Below are 13,626 nucleotides of genomic sequence, written 5' to 3'. Positions count from 1 at the left end.
TGTCGTTTTTGGAAGTCAAATGTTCAAAGGATCCATCTCCGCCCTTGTCACCCCTTTTGCGGATGGGAAAGTGGATGAGGTTGCGCTCCGCAGCCTCATCGAGTGGCAGATCGCCGAGGGCACGTCGGGGCTTGTCCCCTGCGGAACGACGGGAGAAAGCCCGACCCTCAGCCATGCCGAACACAAGCGAGTCGTGGAACTCGCGATCGCGGCAGCGAATGGTCGCGTTCCGGTCATTGCCGGCGCCGGCTCCAACAGCACCGAGGAAGCAATCAGCTTCGTTCGGCATGCACAGGAGGCCGGCGCGGACGGTTTGCTGATCGTCGCGCCCTACTACAATAAACCCACTCAAGAGGGAATCTATCAGCACTTCAAGGCGATCGACGCTGAAGCTACGGTTCCGATCATTGTTTACAATATCCCGGGTAGGAGCGTGATCGATATTGAAGTCGAGACGCTTGCCCGTATTTTCAGGGATTGTTCGAACGTCAAGGGTGTCAAGGACGCGACAGGTAATCTCTTGCGACCGTCGCTGGAGCGTATGGCCTGCGGCAATGAGTTCAATCTTCTCACCGGCGAAGACGGCACCGCGCTGGGTTACATGGCCCATGGCGGCCACGGTTGCATCTCCGTGACCGCGAACGTTGCTCCCAGGCTGTGTGCAGACTTCCAGCAGGCATGCCTAAAAGGCGACTTCGCGGCGGCACTGGCTCTTCAAGATCGACTGATGCCCCTGCATCGCGCGCTATTCCTCGAGACCAGCCCGGCTGGCGTGAAATTCGCGCTGGCGCAACTCTCGAAGATCCGCGGTGACCTGCGCCTTCCTCTCGTGGAGGTGAGCCATCTTGTTGCAGAGGTTATCGTTCATGCCATGCGCCACGCCGGAATTCTGGACTAGGGAGCGGCGAATGGGAATTGAACGCATAGAGACCGATTTGATCGGCCCCCTCCCCATCCCCGGTGACGTTCTCTACGGTGTCCATACGCGTCGAGCCGAGCTTAACTTCACCGTTTCGGGCCTTCGCCTGAAAGACTTCCCCGAACTCATTCAATCTATGGCTATGGTCAAGAAAGCGGCCGCGTATGCAAACGCCGAGCTTGGCCTGCTGTCAGCGGAAAAGGCGTCGGCGATCTCGGAGGCTTGCGATGAGCTCGTCGAGTTGAAATGTGTTGATGAGAACTTCCCGGTCGATATGATGCAGGGTGGTGCCGGAACGTCCACCAACATGAACGTGAATGAAGTTGTCGCGAACCTGGCGCTCTTGAAGCTCGGTGCGAAGGTGGGCGACTATGACAAGCTTCATCCGAATGATGATGTGAACCTGTCCCAATCGACAAACGATGTCTATCCGACTGCACTGCGTCTGACCATCCTTCGTGCTTGCGAAGGGCTGATCGAGTCCCAGGTCGGGCTGCGCGACGCATTCCGCGCCAAGGCGCATGAATATGCGACTGCGCTGAAGGTCGGCCGCACTCAGTTGCAGGACGCCGTCCCAATGACAGTCGGGCAGGAATTTGATGCGTTCGCCGAGCTGATCGACGAAGATATCAACCAACTCCAATTGGCTTCCGGGCTGTTGAAAGAGGTTAATCTCGGCGGATCTGCGATCGGAACTTCGATCAACGTCCCCGGCGGCTTTCCAGCAGCGGCTTGCATCCACCTCACACAGATTTCTGGTATCCAGGTCATCCGAGCTCGAAATCTGATAGAGGCCACGTCCGACACCGGTGGCTTCGTTTCCATCTCCAGTGTCCTTAAGCGAATTGCTGTGAAGCTGACAAAGGTCTGCAATGATCTGCGGCTCTTGAGCAGTGGGCCGAGGGGCGGCCTGGGAGAAATCCGACTTCCGCCCGTCCAGGCCGGTTCCTCGATCATGCCCGGCAAAGTCAACGCGGTCATTCCGGAAATGATGAACCAAATCGCATTTCAGGTAATCGGAAATGATCTCACTGTCACCCTGGCGGCAAGTGCCGGGCAGTTGCAACTCAATGCGATGGAGCCCGTGATCATCCTCAACATCCTACAGTCCATGCGGATGTTGACGCGGGGTATGGACCTTTTTAAGCAGCGGTGCGTCGCCGGCATTGAAGTTGATGTCGACCGTTGCAAGGACCTCCTCGATCAGTCTCTTGTCCTTGCGACACCGTTGGCGTTGCTTATCGGCTACAGTAAGGCAGCGCAGCTTTCCAAGAAAGCTCTGGCCGAAAAGCGCGGGCTGCGGCAGGTCGTGGAAGAGGAAGGGATCTTAGCCTCCAGTCAAGTTGAAGAGCTCTTTGAAGGTAGCGCGGCCTTCGCAAATTTCTGATGGGTTCATCGTCCGCATAAGGGTGGGAAATGGCTGTTTTTACGGAGCTTTCTGACGAAGATCGCCAACTCATTACCGCGGCTTATGGTTTTACATCGCTTCTGTCGGTGATTGGCATTGCGGACGGCGACTCCGAGACGACCTATCTGTTTCGGACGAGGGAAGGCGAATTCATCGTTACCCTTTTCGAAAACGGAGCCCAACCTTCAGATCTGGAAAGGGCCTTCGAAACCATGGAGGCGCTTTATCGACATGGCGTCCCCTGCCCGAAGCCCCTACGCACTGTCGACGGTCACGCCACGTCTCGGGCCGCCGGTCGATTGGTTGCCATCGTCAGCTTCGTACCCGGCGCCTCAGCCACATTTGCAAACACGGCAAAATGCCTCAGCCTGGGCCGTGTCATGGCTGAAATGCACACTGTCCTGGAACGAAAAGCGAAGTGCAAATCGACGGATCTTCCCACTGGCGCAATTCATGGCGCATTGGTCCAGGAGAACGTCTTTTTCCTAGGAGAGGAAGTCAGCGGAGTCATCAACTTCAGGCTTCGGCACGAGGACGTCCTCGTGTCGGAGCTCGCTGATGTACTTGTCGGTTGGGCGGGCGAAATGAACGGAGAGCTGAACAAAGATCGGGCGCGAGCGCTGCTGCAGGGCTATCAGGGAGTCCGCGGCCTGACTGATGCGGAAAAGAAGGCGCTGCCAGGATTCATAATGGCTTCGACATCAAAGCGATTTGCGAGCAAGATGGAAAGAACATTCCTACCTGAAATCGCCGTGTTAGCTTATCGGTCCGTAACCCCCGACATTTTAGGTTAAGCGACCCGGCTCAATCTCCATGAAATATCTTCTCGATCGAACTGACGAACAGATACTTATCGAATTGAAGGCCAACGCCCGTATCTCGCACGCGGATTTGTCGGCGAAGGTGAACCTTTCTCGCAACGCCGTGCGGGCGCGAATCGAACGTCTCGAACGAGAAGGCTTCATCAAGGGATATACAATCCTCACCGGGGATGGAGGGAATAGCCAAAACGTCACAACCGCACTAATCTTCGTGTATCGGCACGATCGCATGCGGGGCGGCGAAGTCATTCAGACGCTACGGAAGATCCCAGAAGTCGTTACTTGCGACGTTATGACTGGTGATTTCGATCTCCTCGTGCGGGTCGAGTCCCCCGACGCCGACCGCATCCGGCAGATTTGGCAATTGATTGCCGAGATGCCCGGCGTGCGCGATACACTGACTGCGTTCACCCTCTCCTCGGTAATCAGAAAATAGTCCGGTTTAGATCGGTCAAAAGCGGGCAAGTGTCGCCCAACAACAACCCCGGGTCCGAACTTAATTGGCGGACCATGCTGCTCCTTGATGAGCACGCGCAAAATTGCGCCCACCATCCGTTCTATGCGTAGGGATTATGATCATTCCATCCAGCATAATCTCACCTTGTCGCCAAACCCTATAAATGGCTATTAATCCTCCATGATCGATCACTTCAGGTACAGATTAATGCTCACGTCCGACGATCTTGCCTTCTTTTCGGTCCTCACAGCCTCCAAATCCCTCGCTGAAAGCGCGAGAAAGCTGAACGTCACCCCTCCGGCGGTGACCCAGCGCCTGCGCGCGCTTGAAGAGAAAGTTGGGGTAAGACTGATCGACCGCTCCGGACGCCACCTGCGTCTTACCGAAGAGGGCTCATTAGTGGCTTCTCACAGCGTTATCGTCAGCGATGCCATAGACTCGCTTGCCGAAGCCTTGGCTGATCGCAAGGGTGCGGTTCGTGGTCACCTAAGGGTCGCGGCACCTCACGGTTTTGGAAGGATCTACGTCGCTCCAGTCGTGGAGGCATTTGCTCGAGAGCATCGTGGTGCTACCGCTACCCTGCAACTGTCCGATCATCCGACGGCATTGACCGTTGAAAGCTATGAAGTGGTTGTTCACATCGGGGCGTCCGCGCATCTGGATCAAGTCGTGACGACGCTGGCGCCGAACAACCGGATTCTCTGCGCAAGTCCCGAATACCTAACTTCGGCTGCGCCCATTGCTACGCCCTCCGATCTGGCGCGACATCGCTGCCTTGTCGTTCGCGAGAATGAGGAGGACGTAACGCTTTGGCGGTTTAAGGGATCACGGCAGGAAAGTACGACAGTGCGAGTCAACCCTGTCATGTCTAGTAATGATGGCGCCGTTATTCGGGATTGGGCGCTGGCGGGTCAGGGCATCATGATGCGCTCCGAATGGGCCGTCGCAGAAGACCTCGCCGACGGACGGCTGAGGCAGGTACTTCCCAAATGGAAGCTGCCGTCGGCCGATATCGTCGCCATCCTCGGATCGCGGCACGGACGAAGTGCGCGCACTGCCGCTTTCCTGACAATGCTTCGCCAGTCGCTGAAACCACTGCCCTGGAGAGCCAACCCTACCGAGAAGCCTCGTCAATAACCGAGGATCGACTTCGTCTCGAGATACTCTTCAAGCCCGTATACGCCATACTCGCGGCCGTTACCCGAGCGCTTGTAGCCACCGAACGCGGCTGCTCCGTCCCAAGCCGGATAGTTGATATGGACCTGGCCGGCACGAATGCGAGTGGCGACCCGGCGTGCCCGCTCCAGGTCTGAAGACTGAACATGGGCGCCCAATCCATAGACGGTATCGTTAGCAATTGCGATTGCCTCTTCCTCGTCCTTGTAGGGCATGATCGAAAGAACGGGACCGAAGATCTCCTCACGAGCAATGCGCATGTGGGGCGTTACCTCGGAAAAGATCGTGGGTTGCGTGAAAAAGCCGCTGTCAAGGCCGCCCGGCCGACCCAGCCCGCCGCACAGCAGCTTGGCGCCGTCATCGATACCGGCCTGGATCATGGCCTGTACCCGCTCGAACTGAGCACGATTGGCGATGGGACCCATGTCCGTCGCCGGATCAAGCGGCGCGCCGACGCGGATGGCACGCGCAGTGGCGCTAGCCAATTCCTCCACTTCGCCCAACCGATGTGCGGGCACAAGCAGGCGCGTCGGGGCGCTGCACGACTGGCCGACATTGCGCATGCCGGCGAGCACGCCCTTGGCTACCGCCTCACTGAAATCGGCATCGGCGAGCAAAATGTTCGGTGACTTGCCGCCGAGTTCCTGAACCACCCGCTTCACAGTCGGTGCGGCCGCCTGCGCGACGAGCACTCCTGCGCGGGTGGAACCGGTGATCGAAATCATGTCTACATCCGGATGGCTGGCGAGGGCTGCGCCTACGCTCTCTCCAGTACCGTTAACCAGATTGAACACGCCCGGCGGAGTTCCGGCATCATGCATCAGTTGGGCAAAGAGCAGGGCGCTATAAGGTGCCAGCTCACTGGGCTTGAGGACGATGGTGCAGCCTGCTGCGATCGCGGGAGCGACCTTCGCCGTGATCTGGTAAAGCGGCCAGTTCCAGGGTGTGATCAGTGCGCAAACCCCGATCGCTTCCTTGGCGGTGGCGGTGCGCCCATCAATTGTCGTGAATTGGTACTTCTCGAGAACCTCCATCTGGACACGAATGTGCTCGGCGGCGAAAGGAACCTGCGATGCCCTGGCGAAGCTGATCGCCGCCCCCATTTCCATGACGAGCGCTTCCGCAAAAGTTTCCGCTCTGTCGATCAGGAGCGAATGCATCCTGGCGAGTAGAGCGACTCTCTGGGATACGGAAGATTGAGAGGAGGAGGAGGAGAAAGCTCCCTTTGCCGCTGCAACCGCCAAGTTGACGTGATCAGCACCGCCCGCAGCAACATGCCCCATAACGACCTCCGAGGCAGGGTCCACGACTGGCAACCGGCAAATGTCGGTAAATTCCTGCCAATGGCCTCCGATATAGAACTGGTTCTCCCGCTCGCTCAACATAGTTCCACCTCGTCTGATACAATGCGGCTGTTAAAGCTGCACAAGGACCATGCCGGAAAAGACCGAAAGATGACATTGAAGTCGTCTTAATGCTCGCTTTAGACAGACGTTAACAGAGGGCAGCGCCAATTCCACTATCCCTGGATTTCGACTCACGGGCCTCGGGTGTCGAGCCACTGGCGGCAGGGATTCTCGTGGTTGTTGACCGATTCTGCATACCGTTCAGGTTCGCGTGGCGCAGTCATTCGCTGTCACCCAGCAACGCCCTCAATAAAAGATGAGCAAGAAGCTCTTGTTTCAGGCACAGATCAGTGATTATAGGGAAATTGTATCTGGTCGATCGAGACGCCGCAGCGGAAGGACATAGCATCTGTGAAACGAGTATTGGCGTTGATAGCGATCTGCTCGCTCACCGGTTGGGCTGCTGCCGCCGCGCAGGCGGCCTCGACGAAATATCCTCTGACTATCGACAATTGCGGCGCCAAGGTGACGTTCGACAAGGCTCCCGAGCGGGCGGTCGGCCTAGGCCAGAACAGCGCCGAAATCATGCTCCTTCTTGGCCTTGAGGAGCAGATGGTCGGCACCGCTTTCTGGCCGAACAAGGTCCTCCCGCAGCTGGCTGAAGCTAACGCGAAGGTCAAAGTGCTGACGGTCGAGTTCCCGACGTTCGAGGCCATTCTTGCACAAACGCCTGATTTCATAGCAGCGGCGCTACCGAGCCTGCTTGGCCCGTCGAGCAAGGTCGCCAAACGCGAGGACTTCGAGAAGGTCGGCGTGCCAAGCTATATCTCGCCGAGCACCTGCGTCGCCGAGGGGGCGGCCAAGGATAAGTTCGGTTACGGTGACCGGTCAAATCTCTGGAACATGGACACCCTTTATCAGGAGATCGACGAACTCGCGCAGATCTTTGACGTACGCGATCGGGGAGATGCCCTGATTGCGGACCTGAAGAAACGAGAGGCTGCGCTACGTACTGATGCGGCAAAAGATAGTAAGAAGCTATCTTACGTCTTCTGGTTCTCCAGCCCATCGCCTTCTGCTGATGCATATCTTGGCGGCAAGAACAGCGCATCCGGCTTCATTGCTAATGTGCTCGGCGGAACGAACGCCATCACCTCCGAAGCCGAGTCACCGGCTCTCGGATGGGAGAGCATCATCGCCAGCAATCCTGATGTCATTGTGGTCGCGCAGGTCGATCGCAACAGATGGGACTTAGACAAGTCGGAGGCAAAGATCAGTTTCCTGACCACCGATCCGGCCACGAGTCAGATGCCGGCGGTCAAGAACAAAGCGGTTGTCGTAATGGACGGTCAAGCCATGAACCCGACAGTGCGGACGATCTATGGCGCCGAACAGGTAGCTCAACAGTTGAAGACGCTCGGCCTGAAGTGACAGCCGAAACCAATAGCAGATCGCCTAGCAAACATCCGCAACAACTTTCTCGCGTTGCGGGGATCACGCTTGGCTCGTTCATTGCCATCGCGCTGGTCGTCGGCATCAGCACGGGGACCGGCGATATGCCGATCCCCCTGTCGACCACCTTTTCGGCCATCCTCAATAAGCTGGGTTGGACGACGGTTGAGCTCAACCGCATCCATGAAACCGTGATCTGGGAGTATCGGCTAAGCCGTGCGCTCGTCGCGGTGTTCTGCGGCGCTGGCCTCGCGCTGTGTGGCGCGATCATGCAGGCATTGCTACGTAATGCGCTGGCAGAACCCTACGTGCTCGGCATTTCCGCAGGCGCCTCGACCGGGGCGGTAGCCGTCGTTATCCTGGGTATCGGCGCGGGAGCCATCTCACTTTCCGCAGGCGCCTTCGCCGGAGCATTTGCGGCGTTCCTGTTTGTTGCCCTTCTTTCGAACGGAGCGCGCGGAAGCGCCGACAGAACAATCCTGGCGGGGGTGGCTACGTCGCAGCTGTTTAACGCCATAACATCTTACGTCGTAACTACCTCTGGTAATGCTCAGCAAGCGCGCGATGTGATATTTTGGCTCCTCGGCAGCTTCGGCGGCGTGCGCTGGCCCGAGCTCTGGCTCGTCTCAGTCGTTGTTGGGTTAGGGCTGGTCGTGTGCTTATTCTATTCGCGCGTGTTGGACGCTTTTGCGTTCGGAGACGAAGCGGCTGCCGCCCTCGGAATCAACGTCGCTCAGACGCGTATCATTCTCTTCGCTCTTACCGCAATCATCACCGCGACCATCGTCAGCATGGTGGGAACGATCGGCTTTGTCGGCCTTGTCGTTCCGCATGCCGCCCGCTTCGTCGTCGGCCCGCTACATGCGAGACTCCTGCCCGCCTGCGCAGTCACGGGGGCAGTGTTCATGGTGCTCGCCGACATTGCGTCGCGCACGCTTATCCCACAACAGGTACTGCCGATCGGCGTCGTTACCGCGCTCGTCGGCGTGCCGTTCTTCGCAATAATTCTCTACAGGCTTCAGCGCGCGCCATGAGCATCAGGGCTGACAATTTGGTCTGGAAAGTCGGCGCGAAGACCATCGTTGACGATGTTTCCCTCATAGCCAAACCGGGTGAGCTTCTGGGTCTACTCGGACCGAACGGCTCCGGAAAAACCTCCCTCCTAAGACTTCTTGCCGGATTGACGCGGCCTACTGCTGGCCAGATTACGCTCGATGGCCAGAACATCGCAAAGATCTGCCGCCGAGCAGTCGCAAAGCGGGTGGCATTTATAGAGCAACACGCCACCACAAACGCAAACCTCAAGGTCGTCGATATCGTGAAGCTCGGCCGGTTCCCACATCGATCCATGTTCTCGGGTTGGGCGGGCGAAGATGACGCTGCGGTCAACGATGCTCTTGATCGCACCGAAATGGCCAATAAGCGCAACGCCCTTTGGCAAAGCTTGTCGGGAGGTGAGAGGCAACGCACTCACCTGGCCCGAGCCCTCGCCCAATCGCCAATGGAACTAATCCTCGACGAGCCGACAAACCACCTCGATGTCCACCACCAGATCAGTCTTCTACGCCTTGTTTCGGACCTTCCCGTCACCAGCGTCATCGCGCTGCATGACCTCAATCACGCAGCGATGTTTTGCGACCGGCTAATTGTGATGCAGGCGGGAAAGATCGTCGCATCTGGTCCGCCGGAGGAGGTGCTGACACGAGAGCTGCTGAGTGCTGTTTTTTCCGTCGAAGCGCACGTGATGCCATCCCCTTTTCATACAAAGCCGCTTGTCCATTACGTGCGATAGCTAACAACGCGCCGAATAGATTACCTCTGCTGACCCTGTCCTGCTTCCTGTTCCCAAGGATGTGGATCGACTTAGGGTGATCTGGCTCGAAGTCTTCCGGTAAGTTTGACTTCTTCGAATTACTCTTCGTGCGGGCACCAGAAAAAGCATCTCGATTGCTCGGCGCCGATAAAGCCCTTTTCAACGAGAACTCCCTATAGGCCGCGGCAGATGAGGTAGTACGCCGCAAGGACGCCGACGATGCCGTCCCGAGACGACAACAACTGCGGCTTCGGGCTGGATCTTGGTGGTTTCTATGCGAGCGGGGCAGGCATGATCGTCTCCGTTGAGACAGATCCTTTCTATTGCGGGGCTCCGCCAAAATGCGCGCCGAATTCACCGGTTCTCGAAATAATGTTCTGCAGTCGGTAACAAGTTCAACCCTTTCTGCTGGAAGGATCTTTGCCTGCGAAAATGGACATGGCTGGATGCTGTGTTATCCTCTTTGGCATAATCTGCTGCAAGGCGGGCTGAAACGGCCCGGAGGGAGATCCGCGTGAAGCTTGACCGCATCGACATCAAGATTCTCTATGAATTGCAGAAGAACGGCCGGATCACCAATGTAGAGCTAGCAGAACTAGTTCATTTATCGCCGAGCCCTTGTCTTATGCGTGTGAAAAAGCTGCAGTCGGAAGGCTATATCGAAGGCTATTCCGCCCTTATCAACACTGCCAAGCTCGGTCAGACTATCACGGTATTTACCGAAATCACCTTGAAGAACCACCGGCAGGTCGATTTCGCACGCTTCCTATCGACAGCTGAAAAGATCGACTCCGTCATCGAATGCCACCTGGTTTCAGGGGGCTACGATTATCTAATCAAGTTCGTCACCAGCGGTATCGCGGAATATCAGGAGATCATGGAGCGCCTCATCGACATGGATGTCGGCATCGACCGATATTTCAGTTACGTCGTTTTGAAATCGCCGATCGTCAAATCGCACCTGCCGCTGACCAGTCTATTCCCCCTATAATCGGGCAAAGGACAGCAAGTTCGAGAGGGTCCAACTCGCGCCCCTCACGCCATGAGAACCCTGACATCCCTATCCTCGAGGGTTTGGTCGAGCGTCTTCCGTGTCCGAGCGACAATCGCGTCGATATCGCCGTCGGTGCAGCAAAGCGGCGGCGCATAGCCCAGCACGCCATTGCCGAAGGCGCGGAGGATGAGGCTGTTGTCCCATGCGCGGTCGAAAATTCGCCGTGAAGGATCGGCCGCCGCCGGAAGCGGCGTCTTCTTCGTCTTGTCGGTGACGAGCTCGATCGCCGCCAGCATGCCTCGACCTCTGATGTCGCCGACGAGGGGATGGTCGGCGAGGCCCTGTAAGCCCTCCATCAGGCGCTTGCCGGCCCTGCGGCCATTTTCCAGAAGCCCGCCCTCATAGAGGCGCAATACCTCAAGCCCTACCGCAGCACTCACCGGATGGGCCGAATAGGTGTAGCCATGCCCCACCAGGGAAGTGCCGGCGCAATCTGCAATTGTGTCATAGACACGGTCGGTCATGAAGACCGCACCCATCGGCACATAGCCCGAGGTCAGGCCCTTGGCGACGGTCAGGAAATCGGGAACCACATCGTCCTCGCTACAGGCGAAGAGCGGGCCGGTGCGGCCGAAACCGGTGATCACTTCGTCGGCGATGAACAGGATATCCAGTTCGTGGCAGAGGTCGGCCATTTCCTTCATCCAGCCCGTTGGCGGCACCAGTACGCCGCCGGAGCCCTGGATCGGCTCGGCATAAAATGCCGCCACCCGCTCCGCACCGATTTCCTCCACCTTCTGCCGCAACGCCTGTTTCGACGCAGCGATGATCGCTTGCGGATCGGTGCCCACCGGATTGCGGTAGGTGTAATGCGAGGGGATCTTGTGCTGCCAGTCGAAGGGAATGCCGAAGCCGGCATGGAAGGCCGGAAGAGCCGTCAGCCCGGCGCCGACCGTCGAAGATCCGTGATAGCCCTGTTCGAGCGAGATGAACTGGTCTTTCTGCGGCGTTCCCTTGGCATAATAGTAATAGCGGATGAACCGCACCGTGCTATCGATCGCGTCGGATCCGCCAAGCGTGAAATAGACATGGTTGAGATCGCCGGGTGCCCGCTCGGCAAGAGCCGCGGCGAGACGGATCCCCGGCTCGGCGCCGAGGCCAAAATAAGCGGTGGCGTAGGGCAATTCGCGCATCTGCCGCGCGGCAGCCTCGACGATGCTTTCATGGCCGTATCCCGCATTGACGCACCAGAGGCCCGCAAAGCCATCGACGAGTTGTCGACCGGTCGCGTCGGTCACCGTGGCGCCGGAGGCGGATGCCAGCATGCGCACGCCGAGCTTTTCGTGGGTGCGATAGGAGGCGACCGGATGGACGAGATGGGCGCGGTCGAGTTCGATAAGGGAGTTGCTGAGCATCTTTGTCTCCGATTCAGCCGAAGGCCTGATTGGCAAGGGCAAAGGTTTTGACGCAGGGGGAGGAGTGGGTGTTGCCGCCGCGCTGCATCGCCGTGCCGCCGCCCACGTGAACAAGCCCAAGCTCGGTCAGCCAACTCGACAGACCTAGATTTGTGGCCGTATCCATGCGGAGAAATGTGTGGCGTCGAGCCGCGATTTGAAAAAGGATGAGCTTGCGGGCATCTTCACCATTCTCCGCAACCACGGGGCCGATAACTTCCCCACGTCCGAAAGGACGCGACGTTGAGAACCCCGACACATGTCCACCCCGCCTGATAACCGCGAAACGTCCAACTTGGTTGAGATAGGATAGCAGCTCACCACGAATGGCGCCGAACGCAAGTTGATCGAGGGCCTCAATTTCAGCGAGATGGCTGGGCTGCGCCCACTCGACATCGACGGGCGCTTCCACTGCCGAACAGAACCCCTGATGTTGCACGATGGCGCCGACCTGACGGAAGCCCAAGCTTTCGTAGAGTGGCAAGCCCTCGTCGGTTGCGATGAGCCTACATGGCAGGCTACCAGCAGCATCAAGCCCTGCTTGCATCAGTCGGCGGCCAAGGCCCCGCCCGCGCATGGCCTCGTCGACAATGACCATGTTAATGGTGGCACAGTCTGTTCCATATCGCGTCGTGAGCGTGGTTCCGACAATCTTGTCACTCTCGAGCGCCACGACGCCCGTGCTGAGTGCAAGCGCCATTTCCCAGTCAGCCAATCTGTGGGGCCCGCCGGCCTGCCTTGAAAGGGCAAGTGCGCCTTCGAGGTGCTGAGTTCCTAATGACACGATCTCAAGTTGGTCAGCTTTCATCGCGTAAATCCCTGTCTCTATGCAAGGATGATAGCCCTGTCAGAAAAGAAGAACGTCCCGTTGAGACGAGTCAGGCGATATCTTTCTCCGTGTCAGCGAGGGCGGACGGCATCTTGTGCTGGAAAGCAATTTTCCCGACGGTTTGGCAAACGTTTATCCCGCAAGCGCCGCGCACAATTCTCTGCCAAAAATTTCGCGAATACGAAAGATTCTGCCTGAACGAGCCGCCACTACCGCCGCCGAAGCTGGAAAACGCGCTTTAGGATGAATTCATGACAGCGCCTCGGATACCAGCAAGGACCAACACGATGACCCAGTTTCGGCCGAAATACATCACCTTCGATTGCTATGGCACGCTTACCAATTTCCAGATGGCGGAGGCGGCCCGCGATCTCTATGGCGAACAGCTTGACGAGTCCCGCATGCAGCAGTTCATCAAGAACTTCGCGGCCTACCGACTCGACGAGATCATGGGGGACTGGAAGCCCTATAATGAAGTGGTGCACAATGCGATCGAGCGTACCTGCCGCAAGAACGGCGTGACCTTCCGCGAGGAGGACGCGCGCATGGTCTATGAGCGGGTACCGACCTGGGGACCGCATCTCGACGTTCCGGCCGGGCTCGCCAAAGTCGCCAAGGAAATTCCGCTGGTGATCCTTTCGAACGCGATGAATTCGCAAATCACGTCGAATGTGGAGAAGCTCGGTGCGCCATTCCACAAGGTCTATACCGCCGAACAGGCGAACGCCTACAAGCCGCGGTTCCAGGCCTTTGAATATATGTTCGACATGCTGGGCTGCGGTCCGGAAGACATCCTTCATTGCTCGTCCTCTTTCCGGTACGATCTGATGTCGGCGCATGACCTCGGCATCAAGAACAAGGTCTGGGTCAATCGCGGCCATGAGCCGGCCAATCCCTATTACGGCTATGTCGAGATCAAGGATATTTCCGGCCTTCCCGGCGTTGTGGGTCTCTAGC

The 13,626-nt window shown here is 57.9% G+C and carries 13 protein-coding genes; 10 read left to right on the top strand and 3 right to left on the bottom strand.

Going from position 1 to position 13,626, the window contains the following annotated elements; all coding sequences use genetic code 11:
• Positions 1–19 precede the first annotated feature (19 nt).
• From dapA to ACTJKM_RS27350, 5 genes are all read left to right on the top strand, one after another.
• Entirely contained in the window at positions 20–898 is an 879-nt protein-coding gene (gene dapA / locus ACTJKM_RS27370) for a 4-hydroxy-tetrahydrodipicolinate synthase (RefSeq protein ID WP_113398659.1), read from the top strand.
• Between the two features lie 10 nt (positions 899–908).
• Positions 909–2,306, top strand: a complete 1,398-nt coding sequence (locus tag ACTJKM_RS27365) for an aspartate ammonia-lyase (protein WP_113398660.1) — start codon at positions 909–911, stop codon at positions 2,304–2,306.
• 29 nt (positions 2,307–2,335) lie between these two features.
• A complete protein-coding gene (locus ACTJKM_RS27360) occupies positions 2,336–3,121 on the top strand; it encodes a homoserine kinase (protein WP_113398661.1) in 786 nt (261 codons plus the stop codon).
• 19 nt (positions 3,122–3,140) lie between these two features.
• Entirely contained in the window at positions 3,141–3,584 is a 444-nt protein-coding gene (locus tag ACTJKM_RS27355; protein ID WP_113398662.1) for an Lrp/AsnC family transcriptional regulator, read from the top strand.
• Positions 3,585–3,812: 228 nt separating this feature from the next.
• Positions 3,813–4,742 carry a LysR family transcriptional regulator gene (locus ACTJKM_RS27350; protein WP_113398695.1) on the top strand — a complete coding sequence of 310 codons (930 nt, stop codon included), beginning with the start codon at positions 3,813–3,815 and terminating at the stop codon, positions 4,740–4,742.
• On the opposite strand, the gene ACTJKM_RS27345 is transcribed toward ACTJKM_RS27350, so the two are convergent.
• The gene (locus tag ACTJKM_RS27345) at positions 4,736–6,166 is read right to left on the bottom strand and encodes an aldehyde dehydrogenase family protein (RefSeq protein ID WP_113398663.1); all 1,431 of its coding nucleotides are present in this window, start codon (positions 6,164–6,166) and stop codon (positions 4,736–4,738) included. The two genes, ACTJKM_RS27350 and ACTJKM_RS27345, sit on opposite strands and share 7 nt — an antisense overlap.
• A 363-nt stretch (positions 6,167–6,529) precedes the next feature.
• Here ACTJKM_RS27345 and ACTJKM_RS27340 point away from each other — a divergent pair, with 363 nt between their 5' ends.
• The 4 genes from ACTJKM_RS27340 (at position 6,530) to ACTJKM_RS27325 (ending at position 10,383) form a co-directional block, all read left to right on the top strand.
• Positions 6,530–7,558, top strand: coding sequence for an ABC transporter substrate-binding protein (locus tag ACTJKM_RS27340; RefSeq protein WP_113398664.1), 1,029 nt, complete (start codon positions 6,530–6,532; stop codon positions 7,556–7,558).
• Between the two features lie 62 nt (positions 7,559–7,620).
• Complete coding sequence (locus tag ACTJKM_RS27335) at positions 7,621–8,613, top strand: iron ABC transporter permease (RefSeq protein ID WP_113398696.1); 993 nt, start codon at positions 7,621–7,623, stop codon at positions 8,611–8,613.
• On the top strand, positions 8,610–9,371 hold the full coding sequence (locus ACTJKM_RS27330; protein WP_113398665.1) for an ABC transporter ATP-binding protein: 762 nt from the start codon (positions 8,610–8,612) through the stop codon (positions 9,369–9,371). Before ACTJKM_RS27335 ends, ACTJKM_RS27330 begins: the two co-directional genes overlap by 4 nt.
• Before the next feature lie 535 nt (positions 9,372–9,906).
• Positions 9,907–10,383: an Lrp/AsnC family transcriptional regulator gene (locus ACTJKM_RS27325; protein WP_113398666.1), complete on the top strand. Its 477-nt coding sequence runs from the start codon at positions 9,907–9,909 to the stop codon at positions 10,381–10,383.
• Positions 10,384–10,427: 44 nt separating this feature from the next.
• Here the strand turns inward: ACTJKM_RS27325 and ACTJKM_RS27320 are convergent, their stop codons facing one another.
• Positions 10,428–11,801 carry an aspartate aminotransferase family protein gene (locus ACTJKM_RS27320; RefSeq protein ID WP_113398667.1) on the bottom strand — a complete coding sequence of 458 codons (1,374 nt, stop codon included), beginning with the start codon at positions 11,799–11,801 and terminating at the stop codon, positions 10,428–10,430.
• 13 nt (positions 11,802–11,814) lie between these two features.
• Complete coding sequence (locus ACTJKM_RS27315; protein WP_440661376.1) at positions 11,815–12,648, bottom strand: GNAT family N-acetyltransferase; 834 nt, start codon at positions 12,646–12,648, stop codon at positions 11,815–11,817.
• Between the two features lie 308 nt (positions 12,649–12,956).
• On the opposite strand from ACTJKM_RS27315, the gene ACTJKM_RS27310 reads away from it, so the two are divergent.
• Positions 12,957–13,625 (top strand): haloacid dehalogenase type II, encoded by a 669-nt coding sequence (locus tag ACTJKM_RS27310; RefSeq protein WP_440661375.1) that lies wholly within the window; start codon positions 12,957–12,959, stop codon positions 13,623–13,625.
• The last annotated feature ends 1 nt before the right edge of the window (position 13,626 follow it).

The organism is Ensifer sp. 22460, from assembly GCF_052044935.1.
Classification (GTDB): Bacteria; Pseudomonadota; Alphaproteobacteria; order Rhizobiales; family Rhizobiaceae; genus Ensifer.
This window is presented reverse-complemented; position numbering and strand designations above follow the sequence as displayed.